The 24,137-nt window shown below is 60.9% G+C and carries 22 protein-coding genes and 1 pseudogene; 7 read left to right on the plus strand and 16 right to left on the minus strand.

The genetic code is table 11. From position 1 onward, the window contains the following. Positions 1–29: 29 nt before the first annotated feature. Complete coding sequence (locus tag EEQ99_RS32475; RefSeq protein WP_028756998.1) at positions 30–407, minus strand: winged helix-turn-helix transcriptional regulator; 378 nt, start codon at positions 405–407, stop codon at positions 30–32. Positions 408–561: 154 nt separating this feature from the next. Here EEQ99_RS32475 and EEQ99_RS32480 point away from each other — a divergent pair, with 154 nt between their 5' ends. Together EEQ99_RS32480 and EEQ99_RS32485 are read left to right on the plus strand one after the other, a co-directional pair. After that, positions 562–954 carry a DoxX family protein gene (locus tag EEQ99_RS32480; protein ID WP_097544994.1) on the plus strand — a complete coding sequence of 131 codons (393 nt, stop codon included), beginning with the start codon at positions 562–564 and terminating at the stop codon, positions 952–954. Between the two features lie 36 nt (positions 955–990). Further along, complete coding sequence (locus tag EEQ99_RS32485; protein ID WP_063473474.1) at positions 991–1,737, plus strand: SDR family NAD(P)-dependent oxidoreductase; 747 nt, start codon at positions 991–993, stop codon at positions 1,735–1,737. 122 nt (positions 1,738–1,859) lie between these two features. Here EEQ99_RS32485 and EEQ99_RS32490 read toward each other — a convergent pair whose 3' ends face one another. Next, a complete protein-coding gene (locus tag EEQ99_RS32490; RefSeq protein WP_028756995.1) occupies positions 1,860–2,897 on the minus strand; it encodes a class I SAM-dependent methyltransferase in 1,038 nt (345 codons plus the stop codon). Between the two features lie 180 nt (positions 2,898–3,077). On the opposite strand from EEQ99_RS32490, the gene EEQ99_RS32495 reads away from it, so the two are divergent. Together EEQ99_RS32495 and EEQ99_RS32500 are read left to right on the plus strand one after the other, a co-directional pair. Then, positions 3,078–5,075 carry a putative bifunctional diguanylate cyclase/phosphodiesterase gene (locus EEQ99_RS32495; RefSeq protein WP_127431815.1) on the plus strand — a complete coding sequence of 666 codons (1,998 nt, stop codon included), beginning with the start codon at positions 3,078–3,080 and terminating at the stop codon, positions 5,073–5,075. A gap of 158 nt (positions 5,076–5,233) precedes the next feature. Then, the gene (locus EEQ99_RS32500) at positions 5,234–6,886 is read left to right on the plus strand and encodes an acyltransferase (protein WP_127431816.1); all 1,653 of its coding nucleotides are present in this window, start codon (positions 5,234–5,236) and stop codon (positions 6,884–6,886) included. Positions 6,887–6,899: 13 nt separating this feature from the next. Here the strand turns inward: EEQ99_RS32500 and EEQ99_RS32505 are convergent, their stop codons facing one another. Next, positions 6,900–7,787, minus strand: coding sequence for a LysR substrate-binding domain-containing protein (locus EEQ99_RS32505; RefSeq protein ID WP_127431817.1), 888 nt, complete (start codon positions 7,785–7,787; stop codon positions 6,900–6,902). A 110-nt stretch (positions 7,788–7,897) separates the two neighbouring features. On the opposite strand from EEQ99_RS32505, the gene EEQ99_RS32510 reads away from it, so the two are divergent. The 3 genes from EEQ99_RS32510 to EEQ99_RS32520 are packed head-to-tail and all read left to right on the plus strand — an operon-like array spanning position 7,898 to position 11,560. After that, entirely contained in the window at positions 7,898–9,151 is a 1,254-nt protein-coding gene (locus EEQ99_RS32510) for an aromatic ring-hydroxylating oxygenase subunit alpha (protein WP_127431818.1), read from the plus strand. Continuing rightward, on the plus strand, positions 9,141–10,232 hold the full coding sequence (locus EEQ99_RS32515; RefSeq protein WP_127431819.1) for an FAD-binding oxidoreductase: 1,092 nt from the start codon (positions 9,141–9,143) through the stop codon (positions 10,230–10,232). The genes EEQ99_RS32510 and EEQ99_RS32515 overlap by 11 nt, the downstream gene beginning before the upstream one ends. Before the next feature lie 47 nt (positions 10,233–10,279). After that, positions 10,280–11,560: a M24 family metallopeptidase gene (locus EEQ99_RS32520; RefSeq protein WP_127431820.1), complete on the plus strand. Its 1,281-nt coding sequence runs from the start codon at positions 10,280–10,282 to the stop codon at positions 11,558–11,560. Between the two features lie 6 nt (positions 11,561–11,566). On the opposite strand, the gene EEQ99_RS32525 is transcribed toward EEQ99_RS32520, so the two are convergent. The 13 genes and pseudogenes from EEQ99_RS32525 to EEQ99_RS32585 all read right to left on the minus strand — a co-directional run. Next, positions 11,567–12,580 (minus strand): GlxA family transcriptional regulator, encoded by a 1,014-nt coding sequence (locus tag EEQ99_RS32525; RefSeq protein ID WP_047619668.1) that lies wholly within the window; start codon positions 12,578–12,580, stop codon positions 11,567–11,569. Between the two features lie 25 nt (positions 12,581–12,605). Further along, the gene (locus EEQ99_RS32530; RefSeq protein ID WP_047619580.1) at positions 12,606–13,604 is read right to left on the minus strand and encodes a 4-hydroxyproline epimerase; all 999 of its coding nucleotides are present in this window, start codon (positions 13,602–13,604) and stop codon (positions 12,606–12,608) included. Positions 13,605–13,620: 16 nt separating this feature from the next. Next, the gene (locus tag EEQ99_RS32535) at positions 13,621–14,472 is read right to left on the minus strand and encodes an ABC transporter permease (RefSeq protein WP_047619578.1); all 852 of its coding nucleotides are present in this window, start codon (positions 14,470–14,472) and stop codon (positions 13,621–13,623) included. Next, positions 14,469–15,317, minus strand: coding sequence for an ABC transporter permease (locus EEQ99_RS32540; protein ID WP_048338730.1), 849 nt, complete (start codon positions 15,315–15,317; stop codon positions 14,469–14,471). The genes EEQ99_RS32535 and EEQ99_RS32540 overlap by 4 nt, the downstream gene beginning before the upstream one ends. A gap of 5 nt (positions 15,318–15,322) precedes the next feature. Further along, the gene (locus tag EEQ99_RS32545; protein WP_063473467.1) at positions 15,323–16,429 is read right to left on the minus strand and encodes a quaternary amine ABC transporter ATP-binding protein; all 1,107 of its coding nucleotides are present in this window, start codon (positions 16,427–16,429) and stop codon (positions 15,323–15,325) included. 125 nt (positions 16,430–16,554) lie between these two features. Next, the gene (locus tag EEQ99_RS32550) at positions 16,555–17,406 is read right to left on the minus strand and encodes a glycine betaine ABC transporter substrate-binding protein (protein WP_127431821.1); all 852 of its coding nucleotides are present in this window, start codon (positions 17,404–17,406) and stop codon (positions 16,555–16,557) included. A 78-nt stretch (positions 17,407–17,484) separates the two neighbouring features. Beyond that, the gene (locus tag EEQ99_RS32555) at positions 17,485–18,831 is read right to left on the minus strand and encodes an NAD(P)/FAD-dependent oxidoreductase (protein WP_127431822.1); all 1,347 of its coding nucleotides are present in this window, start codon (positions 18,829–18,831) and stop codon (positions 17,485–17,487) included. Beyond that, positions 18,828–20,345 carry an aldehyde dehydrogenase gene (locus EEQ99_RS32560; protein WP_127431823.1) on the minus strand — a complete coding sequence of 506 codons (1,518 nt, stop codon included), beginning with the start codon at positions 20,343–20,345 and terminating at the stop codon, positions 18,828–18,830. The genes EEQ99_RS32555 and EEQ99_RS32560 overlap by 4 nt, the downstream gene beginning before the upstream one ends. Further along, a complete protein-coding gene (locus tag EEQ99_RS32565; protein WP_127431824.1) occupies positions 20,338–21,249 on the minus strand; it encodes a dihydrodipicolinate synthase family protein in 912 nt (303 codons plus the stop codon). Before EEQ99_RS32565 ends, EEQ99_RS32560 begins: the two co-directional genes overlap by 8 nt. Next, positions 21,246–21,962 carry a GntR family transcriptional regulator gene (locus EEQ99_RS32570; RefSeq protein WP_047619566.1) on the minus strand — a complete coding sequence of 239 codons (717 nt, stop codon included), beginning with the start codon at positions 21,960–21,962 and terminating at the stop codon, positions 21,246–21,248. Before EEQ99_RS32570 ends, EEQ99_RS32565 begins: the two co-directional genes overlap by 4 nt. 387 nt (positions 21,963–22,349) lie before the next feature. Further along, complete coding sequence (gene gfa, locus EEQ99_RS32575) at positions 22,350–22,922, minus strand: S-(hydroxymethyl)glutathione synthase (RefSeq protein WP_127431825.1); 573 nt, start codon at positions 22,920–22,922, stop codon at positions 22,350–22,352. A gap of 54 nt (positions 22,923–22,976) precedes the next feature. Continuing rightward, on the minus strand, positions 22,977–23,813 hold the full coding sequence (gene fghA, locus EEQ99_RS32580; RefSeq protein WP_127431826.1) for an S-formylglutathione hydrolase: 837 nt from the start codon (positions 23,811–23,813) through the stop codon (positions 22,977–22,979). A 3-nt stretch (positions 23,814–23,816) separates the two neighbouring features. Beyond that, positions 23,817–24,137 (minus strand): annotated as a pseudogene (locus tag EEQ99_RS32585) (S-(hydroxymethyl)glutathione dehydrogenase); the annotation flags it as partial.

Below are 24,137 nucleotides of genomic sequence, written 5' to 3' on the forward strand. Positions count from 1 at the left end.
CAGTTCAAGACCGCGCGCACTTTTCAGCATCATGCCCTGGCTTTCCGGCCGCGTGCGCTCGGCTTCACCGGCACGCTCTTGCCGTACTCGTTCCACCATGCCGTCAAAGCTTCCATGGTGGGGCCGAGGCCCCGCGCCTTTTGTGTGATCTCATATTCGACGCGCGGAGGAACCTCCGCAAAGATGGTGCGGGACACGAGGCCGTCTGCTTCGAGCTCACGAAGTTGCGCCGTCAGCATGTGCTGGGTGATGCCGGGAATAGCCTTCCTCAATTCGCCAAACCGATAGACCCGCTGATTGAGCAGCCACATGATTTCCAGCTTCCATTTTCCCGAAAGCAACGCGAATGCGCGACGCATCTCCTCATGCATATTGCCTTCTTCTTCAACCATGGTCTGCTTTTCCATACTAACAGCAAGTAATTCATCCTACTTGCAAATATGAATCTTAGACGACATTTCTCTGCGTGCACAAGGGAGCGCAGAAAGGCGCCTCCCAAAAACAAACCGACAGACTCGACGAGAGGAATGTTGCTGCGTGGGCAGCGACAGGGATGAACTCATGCCTGAATTTTACGTGTACTGGATCAGCACGGCGCTTCTATCCGTGCTCTACCTCGCCTCAGCCGCCATCTATGTCACCAAGCGAGACTGGGTTCGCCAGGTTCTGGCGGAACTCGGATTCCAAGCTTCCTATCTCATTCCGTTCATGATCATCATCAAGGTTCTCGGCCCGGCCGCGATCCTTTCCCGCGTCAGCGTGCCGCTCAGCGATCTCGCCTATGCCGGCATCTTCTTTCACCTGCTGCTGTCGGGCCTCGCCCATGTCGGCGTTCGAAAACCCGCCGGCGCTCTGCCAGCGGCGGTCGGCCTGGCGCTGCTGGTCACCTCATTCATGACGCAGAACGACGCCCGCGACGTCCCCTCCCCTTACGTCCAGGCCACTGCGCACTGAGGTCCGATAATCCCAACCCAAATCAAGGAGATAGAAATGGGTCGACTCAATGGAAAAATTGCCATCGTCACAGGCGCAAGCCGCGGCATTGGCCGTGCCACGGCAAAGTTGTTTGCGGCCGAAGGCGCGAAGGTCGCAATTCTTTCGCGGACATCCGAAAGCGTCGAACGCGTTGTCGCTGAAATCGTCGAAGCGGGCGGCGCAGCACTCGGCACCGTCTGCGACGTCGGAGAGGCCGATCAGATCACGGCCGCGGTGGACAAGGTTGTCGCTGCCTACGGCCGCATCGACATTCTCGTGAACAATGCTTTCGATGGCTCCGCGGTCTTGTCGTCGGTCATCGACCTCTCAGTCGAACAACTGCAACGCAACTTCGACACTGGGCCGATCGCCTATCTGCGCTTCATGCAGGCTTGCTATCCTCATCTGAGGGAAAGCGGAGAAGGCCGGATCATCAATTTCGGCTCGATGGCCGGCACCAGCGGGTTGGCTGGTTATGGTCCGTACAACATGGCCAAGGAGGCGGTGCGCGCCCTGACCCGCACGGCGGCGCGCGAATGGGGTGCGGACAAGATCACCGTCAACAACGTCCTGCCGATCGCCGACACCTGGGGGGCTGCGGAAAAGGAGGTTCCTCCGCCGATGAGCGCGCTCGCGCGTTTCGGCTCGCCGGAAGACGACATTGCGCCGGTGGTGCTGTTCCTGGCCAGCAAGGATTCGCAGTTCATCACGGGCTACAGCCTTACCCCCGACGGCGGCGCAATCATCGACAGCGCTCGGTAACAGTCCTCGGCAACCGTCGATGAGCAAGGGGCGCAGCATGTTGCGCCCGTTGTCCAGCGCAGCGCGACCTTGGCGGCCGAGCAGGCGCTGAAGTTCGGCAAGCCGTCGAGCCAACGTGGGGCCTAATGCGGTCTTTGAATTTCACAGTAGACAATGCTGCGGTTTGAGCCGGACCAAACAGACACCTTCATATCCGTCCCCGTCACGCTTTCACCGGCGATCAAGCCCATCTCTCGTTCTGACCGCAACAGCAGCGCCCAGTTCATAAATGTCTCCATATAGCCATCGACCTCCGTCTCCGGAGAGAAATTGGCGAACAGGAATGTGCCGCCAGGCTTGAGCATGCTGATGCACTTCTTGGTCAGCTTTACGGCGACCGGGTCCGGCAAATAGTCGTAGAGACCCGCGGCATAGACGAAATCGAACATTCCCAGCGCATGTCTTCCACCGATCAGGGATTTGACCGAACCGCTCATCGCCTCGACGGATGTGCCGGCGAAATCGCGGGCTACGGTTCCAACGCTCATCGGGTCTTGATCCAAAGCCACCCAGCGTTTGATCGCGCCGGCACCGAGAGCGTGCGACAAAGGCCCCTCACGAAGATGCCCCGCCGCGATGGCGAGGACTTCGGTGGAACCAGGCCGCGCCGAAGCGATTTCGTCAACGCGGCGAGCCAGAATGTCTCGACGCTCCCTTACCGCTAGGGATGACGAAGCATTTCGAGTGTAGGCGTAGATCGAACGGCCCAAGTTGCTGGCCGATAAGACAGCGTCCTCAATCTCAGGTCTGCCGTAGATGAAGTCGAGAAGGCGTGCGTCGCCAGAATAGCCGCGCGGCTTTTCGAACGACCAGCGGGTCAATGGATCTTGATGAAGATAGTGAGCAACTGGATGAGATTGCGCGATCGGAACGATGACGTCCCATACCTCCGGATGAAAGCGCCGCCGTATCTGATGCAAGGCGGCGGTCAGACGCTCGATGATCGCATGAGGCTCGACGCCGGATTTGAACTGACGGATCGACACGTCAAGGCTGAGGGCAAGCTCGGCACTCGCAACGATAAGGTGGCCGGGATCTGGGGCAGCAAGCCTCCTTGCCGCCCGACGAATTTCACCTGGCGCGACAAGACTTTCACCGTCCAAGACCAGGCTTTGTACCATTTCGAGACCTCTTTGACATAGCATTAAGCATAATCAACCTCGAAATAGGATGCGACTAGAATCTACACGGGATAAGGGTATTTCTACTATTGCGGGTCAGATGCCACCCCTCTAACAAAGCTAAGCAATAAGACAAACCGGTTGCAGGTTGCCGAACGTGATTTTGGAGGGCGCCGAAGTATGGCTTACTTTTCAACTTACTTTAGATCGTTGTCAGACCGGTGTTGTTGCATGATCGCGGCTTGCGCTAACGTCCAGCGCGACGAACCAACCGCCAGCTTTTCATTTGCCGAGGCCCTCAAGTCTCTGAAATCTGAAAATGATGCTGTCCGAAGGCAGAGCTCACGGCATGGTCTTTGGATGGCGGTCGCCGTTTATGTGGCCTTCGCACTTCCAGACCGATGGCTGATCCCCGATGTTGCCCCTGTGACGATCGCCGCGCGATTCGTCGTTGCAACGGTCGCTCTGCTGACTTTCGAAATCTTGCGACTGGCAAATGCGAAAACCGTCTGGCTTGACATCACATGTGCCGCTGCACTGCTTGTGGGCTATGTGGGCTGGCTGTACCCGGCGATTGCCACCCGCGATGTCACCGCCATGTCATACTACATGATATTCGGCGCCATCTTCATGATGGGCGCCAACCTCTTTTTCAGTTTCCCGTTTCGGCTTTCGGTGATCACCTCGAGCCTCGTTCTATGCGCATTTTTCGTTACGATCGAGGAATTTTTTCCTTCAAGCCAAACCTACAAGCTTGCCTTCGGGTTGTTCTACATTTCGTGCTTTGTCTTCACGTCTTTCGTCAATTGGCGCTTGAACGTGGAGCGTCGAAACGTGTTGCTGAACGCGGCGGAGGCGCGCCACCAGCACTGGGAAGCGTCCGAGCGCGGAAGGTCCCTGCTCGAGCTTTCACATACTGACTACCTGACAGGCATAAGCAACAGACGCGCGCTGGATCGGCGACTCGACGAATGCTGGGCCGCTTGGAAAGACGAACGCCGCGACTTCTCCGTGTTCCTCATCGACGTCGACTTTTTCAAACGCTTCAATGACCGCTACGGACATCAGGAAGGAGACCGATGCCTGACTGTCATCGCCAATGCGCTGAAGGCACTTGTAGAGTCGTCAGATGGCATGATCGGCAGGTATGGTGGCGAGGAATTTATCGTGGTCGTGCCGGCTGCCCTCCCCAAGGTCGCGATGACTCTCGCCGAGAAGATCAGAATGGAAGTCGAGTCTCTGGCGATTGCTCACGACGAGCGACCAGATGATATGTCGATCGTAACCGTCAGCATCGGCGTCGCCTTCACCCGCGAGAAACTTGGAGAGAAAGTTGAACGAATAGTCCGTGAAGCCGACCTCGCTCTCTACAATGCCAAAGCAAGTGGCCGAAACTGCATTCGTAGTTTTGATCCGTTGTTGCCTCGCCCCGACGACTATGCTGGTAAACTCGTCCCGCTGCTGGCGGCCGCCATTGATCGCAAACTGGTCTCGCTGGTGTACCAACCGATCTTCGACGTGACGAACGAGAAACCAAGAGCTGTCGAGGCTTTGATGCGCCTCAGGATGCCGGACGGCACCGCGGTTTCGCCGAAGACGTTCATTCCCGTTGCAGAACGAAGTGGCGCTATCCTCGAACTGGGCAGGTGGGCGATCGAGACGGCATGCCGTGATATACTGATGACCGATCGGATGGCTACCGTCAGCGTCAACGTGTCGCCAATACAACTGCGTTCCCCCGGCTTTGCTGCCAGCGTTGCTGATATCCTTGCTCGGTGCGGGGTCTGCGGGTCGCGACTGGCCTTGGAAGTCACTGAGGGCCTGGACATGGATATGCAATCGGAGGTGCTGAAATGCATTGCCGATCTGCGGGCACTCGGCGTCGAAATCTGGCTTGATGACTTCGGCTGCGGCTTCGCGGGTCTCTCCTGGTTGAGGGCAATCGAGTTTCAGACGGTCAAGGTCGATAGAACCTTCCTGCACGACAGCTCGAACCCACGCGGTTTGATGATGCTTCAGGACATGATTGCTCTCATCCGCAATCGTGGGAATACGATCCTGGTGGAAGGCGTCGAAACTGCAGCACAATTTTCCCTTCTCAAGGATCTTCGCATCGACCGTGTCCAGGGCTTTCATATGGGAATGCCGGTTAGCGCTGAACTTCTGAGCGCGGCATAACTCGATCTCACGGTTTCCGGTTGCTCCGCACGTTGCCGATGATCGGCGCGTGTCGGATGTCTTGCTTTTAAACGGATCAGGCAGTCTGATGCAGCGAGGCAATGGATCGCTGAAGGCAGACGAATATTCAGCGGCTGAACCTGAGAATGAGGAGCAGGATGGATCACGCCAACAGCCATCACATATCGGCGAGCGAAGAGCGGGAAGCGCGCAGGCTTCAATACCTGACCTGGGAACACATTGCGTCGGACCTCCGTCATCCAGCCCACCTGGCCCGCAAGGCGGAACTCCGGCGATCATGCGATGCGGAGCTTGCTGAGACGTCCTATATCGCCGAGCATGCCGCGATCTTCACCGAAAGCCTGATGATGGGCGAGCGCTCCTGGATCGCCGGGCACGCACTCGTCCGCGGCCATGTGATCCTTGGCGACGATTGCACCATCAATCCCTATGCCTGTGTGTCCGGCACGGTGACCTGCGGCAATGGCGTGCGGATTGCCTCGCACGCCTCGATCGTCGGCTTCAATCATGGCTTCGACGATCCGGCCATTCCCATCCACCGCCAGGGTGTCGTCAGCATCGGCATAGTGATCGGTGACGACGTCTGGATCGGCGCCAATTGCGTGATCCTCGATGGCGTCACGATTGGAAATGGTGCGGTGATCGCCGCCGGAGCGGTCGTCACGGGCGACATTCCCGCCATGTCGGTTGCCGGCGGCGTGCCGGCCCGGGTGCTGCGGAGCCGAGGCTCGGCGCCCAGGAAATCCGGCACGGGAGACATCGAAGATCAGTTGGTCAGGCTCGGCCAAAAAGCGAAAGACCAATGGCCCGATATCCTTGCACGCTGGAAAACGCAGGGAACCTATGAATCGCTGGAAGCGGACGGCGTCCGCAGACCGGCGATCCGGCATTTATGCGATGCCATCGAGATCGCTGCCGGGTTCGGCCACTTGCCGCCTGACCTCGATGCGGCGGCGATCGTCGAACTTCTGCAAGGCCTGCAGGAACAAGAGACCGGGCTATTCCCTGAAAAGCATTCGCGCATGCATGGCAAGGCGCTCAGGGATGATCCAAAGGCGCTCTATAACGTCCTTGCGGTTGGCTATGCGCTTGAACTGCTTGGCTCCAGCCCGCGACAACCGGTCCACGCGGTCGAGCTTGGCGCTGACGAACTCGATGAATGGCTGCGCGCCCTGCCCTGGTCGACCCGGGCGTGGCATGCCGGCAGCGTGGTCGATGCGATCGGAACCGCCATGTACTTCAATGCGAAGTATTTCGGCATCCGGCATTCACGGCAGGAACTTTTCGAGTGGCTGAGCCGCAATGCCAACAGCGTCTCCGGCCTATGGGGCGAGCCGACTGCGCCGGAAGGATGGCTCCAACCGGTGAACGGTTTTTATCGGCTGACACGCGGCACCTACGCCCAGTTTGGCGCAGCGCTTCCGCACCCGCACGCCTCGCTCGAAACGGTTCACCTCAACTATCGCAACCACAAGGGCTTCGTCGGCGCGAAATACAATGCCTGCAACCTGCTCGATACGATTCATCCCCTGCTGCTGATTGCCCGGCAGACCGACTACAGGCGGGCCGATGGCGAAGCGATCGCCCGCAATCTCATATCGAAGGCTCTGGATCGATGGCGGGATGGTGAGGGATTCCCGTTTGCCGATGGCGGCGAACCGGGCTTGCAGGGGACGGAAATGTGGCTTTCGGTCATTCACCTGGCCGCCGATTTCCTCGGCCTGGCGGATCGCTTCGCCTTCGTCCCGAAAGGCGTCCACCGAACGGCAACTGTGGGACTGGGTTTGTGACGATAGTTTTCGATCAACCGTGCAGTGATGCTGTCAGCCAGGCGGCGGCAAGGTCGCGCGCATTGCTGCGCTTGGCTTTGACCGGCACGATGACGTTGTAACGATCCTCGGCGGCAAGCTCGCCGCCATCGGCCTGCACCAAGGTTCCATCCTCCAGAAAGGTGCCGACCAGCATCCGCCATCCCAATGCCATCCCTTGGCCCGCGCGCGCGGCTGCGATGGTCTCGGTATAATGATTGAACCGCAGCGACGGCTTTATCTCGAGATTGGCGCCAGTCAGCGAAAACCACTGCGCCCAGCTATACCAGGAACGATCGAGAACATCGGTTTCGATGAATTCATCACCGGAGCCCAGCGGACCATCTTCGCGGCGCCTGAGGTAATCGGGAGAGCAGACGGGGCAAATGACGTCGCCGCGCGAGGCGATGACGGTTCCATCGCTGAAGGGAGGCACACCGTATCGAATTGCCACGTCGACTTCTCCATCGTCAAGGGCAATCGGGCTGTCCTGGGAAATCACCCGCACCAGAATGCCAGGGTTTGCCCGACGGAATTCGGCCAGCCGCGGCAGCAGCCAGAAAGAAGAGAAGGCGACGGTCGCGCCTATCGTCACGACGTCCTGGCTGCGCGGCTGGATCGCTTCCACGCTCTCGGCGATATCGGCAAGGCTCTTGGCCAGCGTGGCGCCAAGGTTGATGCATGCCGTTGTCGGCTCGATCGCTCGATGCTTGCGCACGAATAAGGGCTGGCCGAGCTCCTCCTCCAGCAAGGCAATCTGCCGGCTGACCGCTGCCTGGGTGACACCGAGTTCGGTCGCAGCCGTGGTGAAGCTTTTCCGTCTCAGCACCGCCTCCAGGGTCACCAGCGCCGTCAGCGATGGGAGCCGTCTTCGGAAATGCATCGCAAACCTCTCTTCGCATGATAAAAACTTATGCGAACGTGATTTTTTATGCCGTTGAAATGCCGGGTATGCAAGGGCAATCTAGGGAAACTCTCGCATAAGAGGTTCTCATGCTAAACAGACTTCCTTCTTCCATTTCAGCCCTTCTCGACGCTCGTGCCAACGGTCACTCGCTGCCGGCCGGGCTGTATGTCAGAGAAGATGCGTTCGAAGCAGACATCGACGTTTTCTTCCACAATCACTGGATCTGTGTCGGCCTCGACTGTGACGTTCCCGAACCCGGCGACGCCACGGTCATCGATATCGGCAAGACGAGCCTGATCCTCCTGCGCGACGACGACGGTGAAATTCGCGTCCTGCACAATGTCTGTCGCCATCGCGGCTCCCGCCTTCTCGATCCGGGCAAGACGATCGTCTCAAAACTCGTCTGTCCCTATCACACCTGGACATATGAACTGACGGGCGAGCTCAGCTACGCCCCGCACATGGGCAAGGACTTCGACAAGGAGTGTCGGAGCCTCAAGCCCGTCACCTTCAAGTCGATCGGCGGGCTGATCTACGTCTGCCTCTCCGACAATCCGCCCGAGGACATCGCTCTCCTCGAACAGGCCATGGTCGAGCGCCTCGCTCCCTACGACATCCGCAATGCCAAGATCGCTCACCAGACGGACGTCATCGAGGACGGCAACTGGAAGCTCACGATGGAGAACAATCGCGAGTGCTACCATTGCTCCGCGAACCATCCGGAGCTTTGCGTCTCCTTCGTCGATCTCGACTTCGGCTTCGACCCCGAGACGCTGAGCCCGGAGGATCGCGAACAGGCCGAGGAGCATTTCAGGCTGTATGAAGAGCGGACGAAGGCGTGGGAGGCTGACGGCTTTCCCTCGGCTGCCGTCGAGCAACTCGCCGACTGCGCCACAAATTTCCGCACCCAGCGGCTGATCATCGCAGGCGCCGGTGAATCCCAGACCCACGATGCCACCGCCGCATCCTCCAAGCTGCTCGGGCACATGACCCGCAAGGATCTCGGCGACATGCATCTTTGGGGCCACAACAGCTGGAACCACTTCATGGGCGACCATGCGGTGGTGGCAACCGTCATCCCGCTGTCGGCGGGCAAGACGCTGGTCAGAACCAAGTGGCTGGTCCACAAGGACGCCGTCGAAGGCGTGGATTACGATCTCGACAAGCTGACGGATGTCTGGGTGGCAACGACCGACCAGGACGCCGATCTGGTGGCGCGCTCCCATGCAGGCGCTCTCGACCCGGCCTATCAGCCAGGCCCCTACTCCCGCTTCTCCGAGACGAACCTCGACAAGTTCGCCACCTGGTACATCGACCGGATGCGCGCACATGGATACTAGGAGCCCGCAAGCGGCCACAGCCAGGGCCGCTCTTGACGACGTCTGGAACCCGGAAGAAGACGACACGCTCGTTTGTCTCGACGTTCAGCAGGAGACCCACGACGTCAAGACATTCACCTTCGCATCGCGCGAGGGCAAGCGGTTCGCCTTCAAGGCGGGACAGTATTTTCTGTTCGATCTCGAGCACAATGGAGAGGCGGAAAACAGGTGCTACAGCATCTCGTCTTCGCCGCATCGGACGAATGCCTTCTCCGTGACGGTGAAGCGCGTTCCCGGCGGCAAGATCTCCAACTGGCTTCATGACACGCTGGCTCCCGGGGCAGCCGTCAAGGCGAACGGTCCGCTCGGTCACTTCGTCAGGCCCCAGACGGCGGGACGTAAGCTTCTGCTTTTGTCCGGCGGCTCCGGCATTACACCCGTCATGTCCATTCTGCGTGAGATCGCCGACAGTTGCGAACCGGCCGACGTCGTCTTCATGCATGCCGGCCGGACGCCCCAGGATCTGATCTTTCGCGACGAGCTCGCCTGCATCGCCCGCAGGCTGAAAGGTCTTCGCCTCCACTTTCTCCCGGAGACCGTTGCCGGCGAGCCGTCCTGGCCCGGCCTGACCGGTCGCATTTCGAAAGAATATATCGGGCTTGCCGTTCCCGATATCACTGAGCGAACCGTGATGTGCTGCGGTCCCGCCCCGTTCATGGCGGCTGCGCGCGGCATTGCCGCCGAACTCGGCGTCGCCGGCTCGAACTACCTGGAGGAAAGCTTCGACGCCGCTGTCATCGACGAACCCGAAATTCCCGCGGTTCAGGAGGCGGCTGCCAAGGTTTTCCAGGTCACCTTCTCGAAACAGGCCCGCAGCATCGCGGTAACAGGCGAGCAGAGCGTGCTCTCATGCGCGAAGAAGGCGGGCGTCAGGATACCGTCATCCTGTGCGAACGGCGTCTGCGGCACCTGCAAATCGAAGCTCGCCTCCGGGACGGTCGACATGAACCACAATGGCGGAATTCGCCAAAGGGAAATCGACGCCGGCTTCTTCCTGCCCTGCTGCTCGAAGCCGCTCAGCGATCTCGTCATCGAGCGCTGAGCGCCCGGTAACGTCGCGCCATTCACCGACGACAAGGACTGACTTCGATGCTGCGAGACCAAAGCGATTCCGCTGAGCCGACCGGCTCGACGGTCTTCAAGGATGAGCGGAAGCAGGCATATCTCAATCCTGAGGGAGCGGATCGGCCTCTTATCAGTCCTGTGCCGGCCACGACGCTCGATCGGGCTCGCCGCTATCGTCTGGAGCGCCTGCGCACGACGATGCGCGAATGGGACTGCGGCGCCCTGCTGCTCTACGACCCCGTCAACATCCGATATGCCTTCGATTCATCGAATATGAGCATTTGGACGATGCACAACGCCTCGCGCTACGCTCTGGTCCTCGCCGATGGTCCGGCGATACTGTTCGAATTCGAAGGCGCCGAGCACGTCAATGACGGGCTTCCCGGCATCGACGAGATCCGGCCGGCGAAGTCATGGATATTCTTCACGGCGGGCAACCTGATGGAACCCCGCCTGAAAGCCTGGGCGGACGAGGTCGCGGACCTCGTGAGCAGCCATGGCAGCAACAGGCGCGTTGCGGTGGACAGGCTCGAACCCGCCGGCGCCTTCGAACTGCGCGAACGCGGCTTCACGCTTGTCGACGGCCAGGAACTGGCGGAGCGGGCGCGATCGATCAAGAGCGCCGACGAAATCGAGCTGATGCGATGGACGATCCGTGTCTGCGAAGCCGGCATGGCGCGGATGTACGAGATGTCAGAGCCCGGCCGCACCGAAAGAGAAATCTGGGCCGAGCTTCACTTCGAAAACGCCCGCAGCGGCGGCGAGTGGCTGGAGACCAAGCTCTTGACCGCTGGCCCGAGAACGAACCCCTGGTATCAGGAGTGTTCGGACTACGTCATCAAGCGCGGGGAAATGATATCCTTCGACACCGATATGATCGGACCCTACGGCTATTGCGCCGACCTCTCGCGGTCGTGGACCGCAGGGCATGTCGCCATGACCACCAAGCAGAAGGAACTTTACGCGGCGGCCAGGGATCAGATCGAGCACAATCTCGCAATCCTGAAGCCCGGCATGACGTTCGCAGAATTCAACACGCAGTCGTGGCGGATTCCGGAGAAATACCAGCCTTATCGATACACGCTTGCTCTGCACGGAACCGGAATGGCGGACGAGTGGCCGGGGATCCTTCTGCATCCGGATTTCGACCCGGATTTCAGCGGCGCCTTCGAGGAGGGCATGGTGCTCAACGTCGAAAGCCTGATCGCCGAAGCCGGATCCGAGAGCATCAAGCTGGAAACCCAGGCTCTGATCACGGCCAGGGGCGCCGAGCGGCTGGACACGTTTCCGTGGGAAGAGATCTGAGTAAACTCAGTGCGCTCTCAAAGCGGCTGCGCGATGCTGCGACGGCGTCTGCCCGAATGTGCGCTTGAAGGTTCTCGTGAACTGCGAGGCGTTTTCAAAGCCGACATCGAGCGCGATCTCGATCAGCGGCGCCTTCGACTGGGCAAGGATCGATTTCGCCCGCTCCATGCGAACACGATTATAGGCCTTGGCGGGAGACATTCCGGTCTTGTCGATGAAGATCCTCTCCAGTTGCCGCCTTGACAGGCCAACCATGGCGGCAAGCTTCTGAATCGACATGCTGCCGTCGACGAACTGTTCCATCGCAATCATCGCCGCCTTGACGCGGGCGTCTTCATACTCGTCGTAGAGCGGTCGCCGCGGCTGTATATCCGCCGACGTCCGGGCCTTTTCGATCTGAAGCACTTCAAGCGCGTTTCGCTCGGCGTCGCGGCTGATGCGTTTCCTGACCAGCAATGCCGCCATGTCGGCGGAACTGCTGCCGCCTGCGCAAGAGCCGCGCTGGCGATCGAGATTGAAGAGCCGGTCGGAACGAACGCTGAGCTCGGGAAAGCGCTCGCGAAATTCCTTGTAATGCAGCCAGCTCACGCAGGTTTCGTGCCGCTTCATCAGGCCGGCCTCAGCAAGGATGAATGAACCCGTGCACACGCCGATCAACGGCACCTTCTTGGCATCCGCCTGCTTGAGAAAGGCGATGGTCTGCTGGTCGACGGGGTTCTCCACCGTCAGAAGGCCGCCGACGACCACGATGTAGTCGAACTTCGCCGGATCGACGAAATCGGAGGTCGGCGCAACCTGGACGCCGCAGCTCGCGGTGATCAGGTGCCTCGTGCTGCCGATCACCTGCCAGTCGGCAAGAAGCCTTCCGGAGCGATCCTGCTCGTCGCTCGCCAGCCGCAGCGTATCCACGAAGAGTGCGAAGGCCGACAGCGTGAACGAGCGCGCCAGAACGAACCCGACTTTGAGCCGGCCAGCCGATCTTGCGGCGTCGTCTGCTTGGCGTTGCTGATCGGGTCGCATAGTCATCTCCCTGCCGAAAACGCGCTCATCGGATCTGAAAGCCATGCGCCAGCGGATCACGATCGTCAACGAAAATGGTGTTGTGCCCGATGACGCGCGCCCAGCCTCCGATGCTGGGAAGAATGCCGCTATAGGGTCCAATGCTCGCCTCGGCTTCGACCCGGCCCTCGAAGATGGTTCCGATCAGGCTTTCATGCCGGTATCTCGACCCGATGGTAAGCCGCCCCTTCCCATAGAGCTGGGCCATGCGGGCGGAGGTGCCGGTGCCGCCCGGCGATCGATCGATGGCCTTTTCGCCATAGAAGACGGCGCAGCGTCCATCCGAGACGTCATTCACCGGGCGGTCGCACCAGATGGCGTGATGCACACCGCGAATCCTCGGGTCGTCGGGATGGACAGGATCGCAGATACCGGCAAGCGCCGACCTCAGTCTCTGGCTGCAGCCGACAATGTCGGATGCGGTCATGCCGTCGAGGCCGCTCCAGTTATCCTGTGGTTCGACGACCGCATAATAGTTGCCGCCATAGGATATATCGACGCGCAGACGGCCCATTCCCGGCACATCCACCTCGACATCAGCCTCATGGAGATAGCTCGCCACATTGTGGAGACGAACGGAATCGACATATCCGTCCTTCTCCTCATAGGTCACGTCAACCCTCCCCGCAGGCGTCTCGATGGCGACCCGGCCGGGTTCGCGCGGCTTGACCAGCCCCTCCTCGATCGCGGCGGTCACGGTGCCGATGGTGCCGGCGCCGCACATCGGCAGGCAGCCGCTCACTTCGATGAACAGCACGGCGAAATCGCAGTCCTGCCGATAGGCAGGATAGATGATCGCCCCTGACATGATGTCGTGCCCCCTCGGCTCGAACATCAGCGCCTTGCGCACCCAGTCATGGTCGCGGACGAAAATCTCCCGGCGCTCGCTGATCGGTGCATGGGCAAGCAGTGGACCGCCTCCGGCGACCAAGCGGACGGGATTGCCGCAAGTATGCGCATCGATGCAGAAGAAGCTGTTTCTCATCTCTCTATGTCCTTGCTCATTTCGCCTTCGGCAGCCTGTCGCGGTCGAGCAGGCCGCGGGACAGCCGGTCGAGCAGAAGGGCGACGGCGACGATCGCCAGGCCTGCCCTGAGACCAAGCCCCATCTCCATGCGCGTCAAGCCGCGCGTCACCTCAGCACCGAGACCGCCGGCACCGACGAGCCCGGCCAGCACGACCATGGCCAGCGACAGAAGGATGCACTGGTTGAGCCCGACCAGGAGCGTCTGCTTGGCCAAGGGGATCTCGATCTTCCAAAGCACCGAGCGAGGCGGCGCGCCGATAGCGCTGCCGAGTTCGATGAATTCCTTCGGCACCTGGTTGAATGCCAGCGTGGTCAGTCGGAGCATCGGCGGAATGCCATAGACGATGGTGGCGATGATTGCCGGCACGCGTCCAAGGCTGAAGATCATCACCGCAGGAATGAGATAGACCCACGGCGGCACGGTCTGCATCACATCGAGAACCGGGCGAACCATGGCCTCCAATGTCTTGTAGCGCGAGCACAGGACGCCGATCGGGAAGGCGATGAGCACGGAGATCAGGACCGCGACGGTGACCAGAGACAGGGTCTGCATCGATGCCGTCCACAGCCCCATGAGGAGACAGAAGCCCAGGCAAAGACCGGCCAGGATCGCGGCGCGCAGACCGACGGCGACGAATGCCAGAACGACGACGATCGCGATGAGCCCATAGGGCGGCACGAAGAGCAGTGCCGCTTCGAATCCGGAAAGCACCGCTTCGACCAGATAGCTGATCGCCGCAAACAGCGGATGAAAGTTGGTGTTGAGCCAATCGACGGATGGCGCCAGGAAAGCGCCGGGCGAAAACTGCAGGATGGACGGATTCATGACTTCCTCCCCGTTCCCAGACGAGCAGCACTCTGGGTTATGCGATCAAGCACCATGGTCAGAACCACGATGGCGATCGCTCCATTGATCGAGGTCGCGATGTCGAGCGTTCTGATCGCGCCGTAGATCGTCTCGCCAAGCCCGCCGGAACCGACGATGCCTGCGATGACGACCATGCCGAAGGCCATCATCAGGCTCTGGTTGATGCCCGCCATGATGCTCGGCAGCGCGAAGGGAAGGCGGATCTTGAAGAACATCTTCGCCGGCGTCATCCCAAGCGCCTCTCCGAGTTCGATGAACTCCTTGGGCGTCATCCGGATACCGAGAGACGTCAGGCGGATTGCCGGCGGCACGGCGACGATCACGGTCGCGATCAATGCCGTCGCCGGTCCATAGCCGAGCAGAGCGATCGCCGGCAGCAGGTAGATGTATGGCGGAAGCGTCTGGATCAGGTCCAGGCCGGGCTCCATGAAACGATCGAGGGCGGGAAAGAAGCCGGCCATAATGCCGATCGGGATGCCGATCACCAGGGCGAGCGTGGTTGCGGTCAAGACCAGCGCCAGCGTACTCATCGTCTCCGGCCAGAGTCCCATGGAAAAACAAAGCGCCAGCGCGACGCCGCTCAGCAGGGCGAACCAGACATTGACCAGCCGCCAGCCGACGAGCGCCACGATCAGCGCGATCAGATAGAATGGCGGAAGTTCCAGGAGCCAGAGGATCCCGGCATAGAGCCCTTCGAGAACCTGCCTGATGGAATCGAAAAGGAACTCGCCATTGTCGCTCACCCATTCGAGCGCGGAATCGGTCCATTCGTCAAAAAGATCGATGAAGCCTGAACTATCCATGTCAATCAGCTCCAGTTGGTGGACGCCGCCGGCAGATCGTGGGCGGATGGTCCCTTGACGCCCATCAGCAGGCTGCGCGGCGTGACCACGCCGACAATCTGACCATTGTCCACGACGGCGATGGCGTCGCGCTCCGACTGCATCGTCAATGTGATGAGTTCGTCGATGTCGGCGTCCGGCGTCGTGCGCGCCAGCGACGCGATGTCGGAATTCGGCGCGCTTTGCTGGAATTCGGCGACACTGCGCATGACGGAATGCGCCTTGATCAGATGGAGACGGGATATGCCGGCGACGAATTCGGCGACATAGGCATCCGCCGGGTTGAGGATGATTTCCTCGGCCGTGCCGGTCTGGATGATGACGCCGTCCTTCATGATCGCAATGCGGTCGCCGATCCGGATCGCCTCGTCGAGATCATGGGTGATGAAGACCGCGGACTTGCCCAAGGCTTTAGTCAGCTGCCGGAATTCGTCCTGAAGCTGGCGCCGGATGAGCGGATCGAGCGCGCTGAACGGCTCGTCCATCAGAATGATCTCGGGGTCGGAAGCGAGCGCGCGGGCGAGACCGACGCGTTGCTGCATGCCGCCCGAAAGCTCGCCCGGATACCGGTTCACCCAGTCGGCGAGGCCGACCTTCTCGAGCGCGGCAACGGCGGTCTTGTTCCGCTCCGGCTTGGTTATTCCCTGCACCTCGAGGCCGAAGGCCGCATTTTCCAGGACTGTGCGGTGCGGCAACAGAGCGACGCTCTGAAACACCATGCCGATGTTCCTGGCGCGCATCTGCCGGAGATCGACCGGAGACAGGGCGGCGAGGTCGCGCCCCTTGACGAGGACCTTGCCGGCGCTCGGCGTGATCAATTTGTTGAGCAGGCGGATGAGCGTGGATTTTCCGCTTCCCGACAAGCCCATGATGCAGAAGATTTCGCCGCGCCGCACCTGGAGGCTCGCCTCGGACACGCCGACGACGCAGTTGTATTCCTTCAAGACCTCTTTTTTGCCGAGGCCGCGCTCCTTGATCGACTTCATTGCCGCAGCGGACTTGTCACCGAAGACTTTCCAGAGGGACTGGCAGTCGATCAGGACATCATTGATATCGGCAGTTACGGTTTTCATAGCGATCCCCTTGAGCCAATCGGCGCTGGCTTCTCTCGTTGAATCTCCCAGCGTCCTTTGCGCGTCCAAAAGAACGCGCGGCGCTGTAGGATGGCCGCCCGACGGATCGGACGGCCACGACGCGGTTAGTTCTTCTTGATGTTTTCCCAGCGCTTGATCAGGTCGGCATGGGCGCCGATCCAATCCTGCACGGCCTGGTCCATGGTCTTGCCTTCATTGACCGCGCCGTTGATGGCGGTGATGTCGGCGAGCGGCACATAGACGCTGGCCATCACTTCCCGCGCATGCGGGTTCTCTGCGGAGAAGCCCTTATGGCCGATCCAGTAGTAGCTCTGCGGCGGCGGGAAGATGCCCTTCGGATCCTTGAGGTACTTGACCTCGTACTTCTGGACCATCCAGGACGGCTCCCAGATCGTCACCGCGATCCACTCCTTGCGATCATAGGCGGACTTCAGCGCCGCCGTCATCGCGGCGGTGCTGCCCTCGACGAGCTGGAGCTCGAGGCCGTAGTCCTTGACCGCATTCGAGGTATCGCGCATCAGGCCGGCGCCCGGTTCGATACCGATGATCTTGCCGCCGAACTTGTCGGCGTTTTCATTGAGCTGTTCCAGCGAGTCGATCGGGACATATTTGGGAACCGCAACACCCTGATAGAGGCCGTGCGAAACCGGCGAGATCTTTTCGAGGCGGTTCTTGTTCTTGTCCCAGTAGTCCTGCGCGACATAGTCCGTCTGCGAGGTGAGAACCTGGATGTCACCCTTGGCGAGAGCGGCATAGGCGATGCCCCACTCGGAGAACTCGGTCACCTTGACGGTGTAGCCCGCGTCTTCGAGAACCTTCTTGGTGATACCGGTGATGGGCGTCAGATCTTCCCACGACATCGTGCCCATGGTGATCGTCTTTTCTTCCGCGCGAGCAGGAAGGATGCTGACCCCGATCATTGCAGCGGCGCAAAGCGCCTTCCACAAATTTTTCATTGTTCTTACTCCTGTTTTACGTTCCCATTCTCATTGAAGTCTGCGAGCGGGCAGCTTCACATTGCGCGGGCCGAGGGATCATCCCTCGCGGCCAGCACGCAATTCCTGCAGGCGGATGACCGAGTTGACGCCGAGCCACGCGATGGGCTCGGGCGGCAATCTCACCGGTTCCGGCTGGTTCTTGTATTTGTCGAGTTCGGGGCTTGCGGCGCCTGTCGCCAGATCGGCCGCCATCATTCCCGCAAGCGTGCTCTTGACGGTGCCGAGACCATTCTCGCAGCAGGCGGAAAAAAGCCCTTCCTCGACCTCGCCGAATGCCGGCACATGGTTTCGGCTCAGGCAGAGCGCACCCGCCCAGCTAAACTCCATCGGCAGGCTTTGCATTCCGGGGAAGCGAGCGTCGAACGAGCGGCGCTGCTCGGCCGCCACGCCGGCGACCCGCTTCTCCGACACTTGGAGGCTCGGGTCGTAAGTGAACCGCGTCCTGATGACGATCCTCGAACGGCCATCTGTGGTGATCTTGCGCACCGTCGCGCCCATCGGGTCGGCCGGCAGCAGCGCCCAACGGTCCGCGCCGGTGATATCGCCGCCGAATTCGTTCTGGGAAAAGGCCGATGTCATCGACGCGTAGGTGAATATGTGCATCAGCCGCCCGCGGAAATGGCCGAAGCTTTGAATATGGCCGTTCACGCCCAGAATGACCTTCGGCGCGGAGACCGATCCGCGAGCCGTCTTCGCCTTCCAGGACTTTCCCTCGCGGGAAAGCTCCAGCACCGGCGAGTGCTCGTGAATGGCGATCTTTGCGCTAAGTCCGCGCGCCAGGCCGCGGATATAGTCGGCGGGCTGGATCATCACCGCGCCCGGCGTATAGAGCCCACCGCGATAATAGCGCGAGCCCGTCATCTCCCGCATCTGATCGGCATCGAGAACGCGATGCTGCTCACCGATCTTTTCGAGCGACTTCCTGTAGTTGTCGTTGAGCCCGAGCCCCCGGTCGGAGGCCGCGGCATTCACCTTGCCCGCCGGATCGAAGGTTTCCCTGGACAGGCCGTATTCCGCCGCGACATCGGCCGCGAAGGAAATCGCCAGACGGTTCTGTCGAATCTCGTCCTTGGTCGCCTCTTCGTCGGCCACCGAATACTCGCCGGAAGAGAGATTGTGCGGCACGTCGATCATGAAGCCGGAATTTCTCCCGGCCGGACCCTTGGCGACTTCACGCGCCTCCAGGACGACGATCTTGTCCTGAGGGCGCAACTGCGAGAGGCGGCGGGCCGCCGACAGGCCGGCAAATCCGGCGCCGACAATCAGCCAGTCCGTGGTAATGTCGTGTTCAAGCGCCATTGCGGGAAAGGCGCGTTCGCTGATCGCCTCCCATCCCGAAACGCCGGTATCGATCGGCAGGCGCTTGATCACATGGCGGGTCATCGGATCGTCTCGTCGACCGACCGTTCGGATACGTCGATCCAGATGGTCTTGAGTTCGCAGTAATTGTCGTGAGCGAAGACCGACTTGTCGCGGCCGCCGAAGCCGGACTCCTTGTAGCCGCCGAACGGCGTGCTGGCGTCGCCTTCTCCGAAGCAGTTGACGGTGACGACGCCGGCGCGGATCTCCCGCGAGAGCCTGATGGCGTTCCGCAGGCTACCGGTATAGACGGACGCCGTCAGGCCGTAGTTCGTGTCGTTGGCAAGGGCGATCGCCTCGGCCAGCGAATTGAAGGTCGTCACCGAAAGCACCGGGCCGAAAATTTCTTCCTGGAAGAGGCGGCTGGCCGGCGTCACGCCCTCGACCACCGTCGGTTCGATGAAGATGCCGTTATAGGTTTCACCGCCATGGGCGATCGAGAGCTTCTCCGTCTTGGCGTCGTCGAGGAAAGACTTCACCTTTTCAAAATGCGCCTTGCTGACGAGCGCGCCGATGCGGTTTGCCGGGTCGAGCGGATCGCCGGTCTTCCATTCGCGCATGTAGGCGCCGATGCGTTTCAGCAGTTCGTCCTTGATATTGGCATGAACGATCAGACGCGAGGTGGCCGAGCAGTTCTCGCCCATGTTCCAGAAGGCGCCGTTAACGACCTGCTCGGCAACGAGGTCCAGGTCTTCGGCATCGTCGAGAACCACCGCGGGGTTCTTGCCGCCGCATTCGAGCACCACCTTCTTGAGGTTCGAGTCGGCGGCGTAGCGCAGGAAGCGGCGGCCGGTGGGCGTCGATCCGGTGAAGGCCACCATATCGACATCCATATGCAGGCCGATCGGCTCGCCGACCTCCTTGCCGCCGCCGGTCACGACGTTGAAGACGCCAGCCGGGATACCTGCTTCATGAGCAAGCTCGGCGACGCGCAGCGTGGTGAGCGTCGTTTCCTGTGCCGGCTTGACGATCACCGAGCAGCCGGCGGCAAGCGCCGGGCCGATCTTCCAGGCCAGCATCAGCAGCGGGAAATTCCACGGCAGCACGCATCCGACAACACCGATCGGCTCGCGCACGATCATCGTCAGCGCGTTTGCGCCGACCGGAGCGGTGTTGTCATAGAGCTTGTCGATCAGCTCGGCGTGCCAGCGCAGCGTATGAATGGTATCGGCAACATCGACCGTCTGGCATTCACCGACCGGCTTGCCGCTGTCGAGGCTCTCCATGACGGCGAGCTCGTGACGATGCTCCTCCAAAAGTTTGGCGAGCTTGAGGAGCACCGCCTTGCGTTCGGCCGGCGAACGCAGCCGCCAGCGGCCATCGTCGAAGGCTTGCTTCGCCTTGGCGACGGCGGCGTCGACGTCGGAGGCATCGCATGCAGCGATCTCGGCGAGAGCCTCACCCGTCGCAGGGTTCGTGGAGGTGAACGTCTTGCCGGAGTTCGCCGGACGGAATGCCCCGTCGACGAAGGCATTCGTCGGAAGTTGAAGACCGGCGGCGATCGCCTTGTATTCGGCTGCGGTCAAGGGTTCATGCATGGTTTGCTCCCGACGTGATCTGGCTGACCGTGCGCTTCAACGTGGCGACGACGGTCTGAAGTGTTCGTTTTTCCTCGGAGTTGAGCGGGCGCAGCGGCGCGCGGACCGAGCCGACGTTCAGCCCGATCAATTCGCATCCGTGCTTGATCGACTGGACGAATTTGCCGCATTCGAGGAAGTCCATCAGCGGCAGCATCGCGGTCATGATCGCCCGGCCCTTGTCGAAGTTCTTTTCGACGACGCAGGCCTCATAGAGGGCCACATGTTCGCGCGGCAGGAAGTTGGAGCCGGCGCAGACCCAGCTCTTCGCCCCCCAGGCGAAGAATTCGAGCGCCTGGTCGTCCCAGCCGCAAGACAGTGCAATATGCGGAAATTTCCGGGCAAGCAGGTGAAGGTTGCCCATGTCGCCGGAGCTTTCCTTGATGGCGACCACGTTCTTCGACTTGCCGACGCGGGAGAAATATTCTTCGCCCATCACGACACCCATGCGGGCGGGATAGTTGTAGAGCATGATCGGCAGGTTGGCCGCGCGGTCGACGGTCAGAGCGTGGACCGCATTCTCGCGTTCGGTCGGCAGCGCGTAGGGCGGTGACGACACCAGGATTGCATCCGCGCCGATGTCCTTCGCCGCCTTTGCGTATTCGACCGAATCTTCGGTGCGCGTGGCGCCGGTCCCGATAATAAGGGGCAGCCGCGTGCCGATGACGTCCCTCGCATAGGCTGCGAGGTCGAAGCGCTCCTGGCTGCTCTGGGCGTAATACTCGCCCGTCGAGCCGCCGACGATGATGCCGTGGACGCCGGCCTCGATCAGCGACTCGAGCACGCCGGCAAATCCGGCTTTGTCGATCTGGCCATTTTGATCGAGCGGCGTCACCGCCGGCGTATAGATCCCCTCAAACTTCACGATGACTTCTCCAATATTTGCGTAGCGGGACCGCCGAGGAAGGCGTCCGCCTTGAGGCCTTGCGGGGCGATGAACATCTCCATGTTCTCGCGGGACAATTCCCAGTGTTCGAAGACGAGGTCGACGACGGCATTCTCATCGTGGGCGCCGAGCGCATCGATGAAGCTGTCATGATGGTCGACGGCCACTTGAAGCCGCCGCTTCATGTCCTCGTTCCTCGGTCGGAAGAAGGTGTGGCCGATGCGCGCGTGGTCGATCAGCAGCCGGCCGAGGCTCGGCTGCAGATAGACGTTGCCCGACATCTCGCCGAAAATTTCGTGAAAACGATTGTTCTCGAGGACCATCGCCAAAGGGTCCATGTTCTCGCTGGCGGCGCGGAACCGCTCCTGGGTCTGCTTCAGGTCTGAAAGCTGGGCGGGTTTGAAATTCTGCACGGCGAGACGGCCGATCGCCGCGTAGATCATCGGTGCGACGAGAAAGAAATTCCGCAGGGTGGAATGGTTCATCGGGATGACCCGCGCACCCCTGTTCTCGCGGATGTCGATATAACCCTCGCCGGCAAGGCGCCGAAATATGTCGCGAACCGGCGTCCGCGAGAGCCCGTATCTTTCACTCAAACTGGCTTCGTCCAGATCGGCGTCCGGGTCCAGTTCCATCGTCAGGATCTGCCGTTTCAGGTCTTCGTAGAGATTGCTCTTGGGTGTCTTCGCCATCGTCGCTCTCCGGCCAGTCGTTGCTCTACGCCGTGAAAATGGCACGCTTGTCGGAGGGAGTCAATAATTGTGTACTTTGCGTACACAATTAGTATTTATAGAATACACAATGATGCCGAGCGCTATGGTCGCGATGCCTGTCAGGCGCCGCTTTAACGTGCTGACAATGATCGACATTCCGCGGCGGCGACCGTCGCGGCGTTCTTGCCAGCGGATCATCGTGGCAGGTCGGTGAGAATGTCTCTGGAGTTGACGTCGATACGACGTCGGTCATCAGGCCTCGAAGCCTGGACGCCGGCGACCCGGCGAGCGGCCATTGCGGAATATCTCGTTTCCGGTGGCGGCGGTTTTGTCGGGGAGCGCCGGCCCGGCGCTCCCCGGGGTCGATTAAGAAGCCAGAGCGCCGCTCTTCTTGGCGGTCCACGTGGCCATGTAGTCCATAAGGCCAGGGTTTAGGCAATCGTAAGGCTCGAGGCCGGACGCCCTCAACTGCGCCCTGACGGCGTCCATCTTCGCGGGGTCGAAGCCGCTCTCGATGATCGACGACACGAAGGCCGCAAAGCCCGGCTTCGCCCAGCCGCTTTCCTGGAAGCGTTCCGGATGGACGAAGGACAATCCCTGGAACGGATGTTCGCGCACAACCGGCCCATACATATGCACGCCGCATTCCTTGCAGGCGTGGCGCTGGATCAAGGCGGCGGAATCGACGACGGCGAGCTTATCGCCGTTCTCCAGCACTTCGACGCTTTCGGTCGGAGCGACCGCCACGACCGAGAAGACGGCGCCCTCGGGCTTCCAGCACTTGGTGCAGCCACAGGCGTGATTATGGGCGATATCGCCCTTGATCTTCACCTTGACCGGATTGCTTGCGCATTTGCAGACGAGCGTCCCGCCTGCGAAAGCAGCGTCAGTCGCCCGAAAGCCTGAATCCACTGCCGGATGTATGGCTATGCTGGTCATGGGTTTCTCCTCCCCTTCTGGGCCGTTTGCGATATGCCCGGCCAAGCTCTGCAATCAGTCTCCCAATCTCCGCGCGTGCCAGCGCAGATGGTCTTCCATGAATGTCGAAATGAAGAAGTAGGAGTGGCCGTACCCGTCCTGCATGCGAAGCCGCAGGCTGATGCCGGCCGTCTCGCAGGCCTGCCTGAGCTCTTCGGGGCGCAATCCGTCCTGCAGGAAGCTATCCGCCGTGCCTTGGTCGACGAGGAATTCCGGGAACCGGTGCCCGTCTTCGATCAGCGAGCAGGCATCATAGGCCCGCCAGTTCCTTTCATCCGATCCGAGGTATTTCTGGAATGCCGGCTTTGACCAGCCGGAGACCGAGGGATGGCTGATCGGCGCGAAGGCCGAGCAGCTGCCGAAGCGTTCGGGGTGCTTGAGCGCGATCGTGATCGCGCCATGTCCCCCCATCGAGTGGCCGAAGATTCCCTGCCGCGTCATGTCGACCGGAAACTCGGCCGCGATAAGGTTCGGCAATTCATCGACGATGTAGCTGTACATCCGATAATTCTGTGCGAACGGCGGCTCGGTGGCGTCGACGTAGAAGCCGGCACCCTTGCCGAACTGCCAATTATCCGGCTCGTCCGGGACGGTATCGCCCCGCGGACTGGTGTCGGGGCAGACGATGATAATACCGAGTTCTGCGGCAAGACGCCGATACTCTCCCTTTTCCATGACGTTCGCATGGGTGCAGGTCAGACCGGATAGGTACCATAGAACCGGCAACTTCCGTACTTTGGCCTGCGGCGGTAGGAATACCGCAAAGGTCATGTCGCAGTCGCAGACATCCGAGCGATTGATGTAAACGCCCTGGGTGCCGCCATGAGAATTTTCGGTTGAGATGGTTTTCATGGCTCAGTACACGACCACGCCGCGGATGGACTTGCCCGTATGCATCAGCTCGAAGCCCTTGTTGATGTCATCAAGCGGCATGGTGTGGGTGATCATCGGATCGATCTGGATCTTGCCCTGCATGTACCAGTCGACGATCTTCGGCACGTCGGTGCGCCCGCGCGCGCCGCCGAAGGCGGTGCCCATCCAGTTGCGGCCGGTGACCAGCTGGAACGGCCGGGTGGAGATCTCCTGGCCGGCGCCGGCCACGCCGATGATGATGGACTTGCCCCAGCCGCGATGGCTGGCTTCCAGCGCCTGGCGCATCACCTTGGTGTTGCCGGT

It is taken from the genome of Rhizobium anhuiense, from assembly GCF_003985145.1.
Classification (GTDB): Bacteria; Pseudomonadota; Alphaproteobacteria; order Rhizobiales; family Rhizobiaceae; genus Rhizobium; species Rhizobium anhuiense.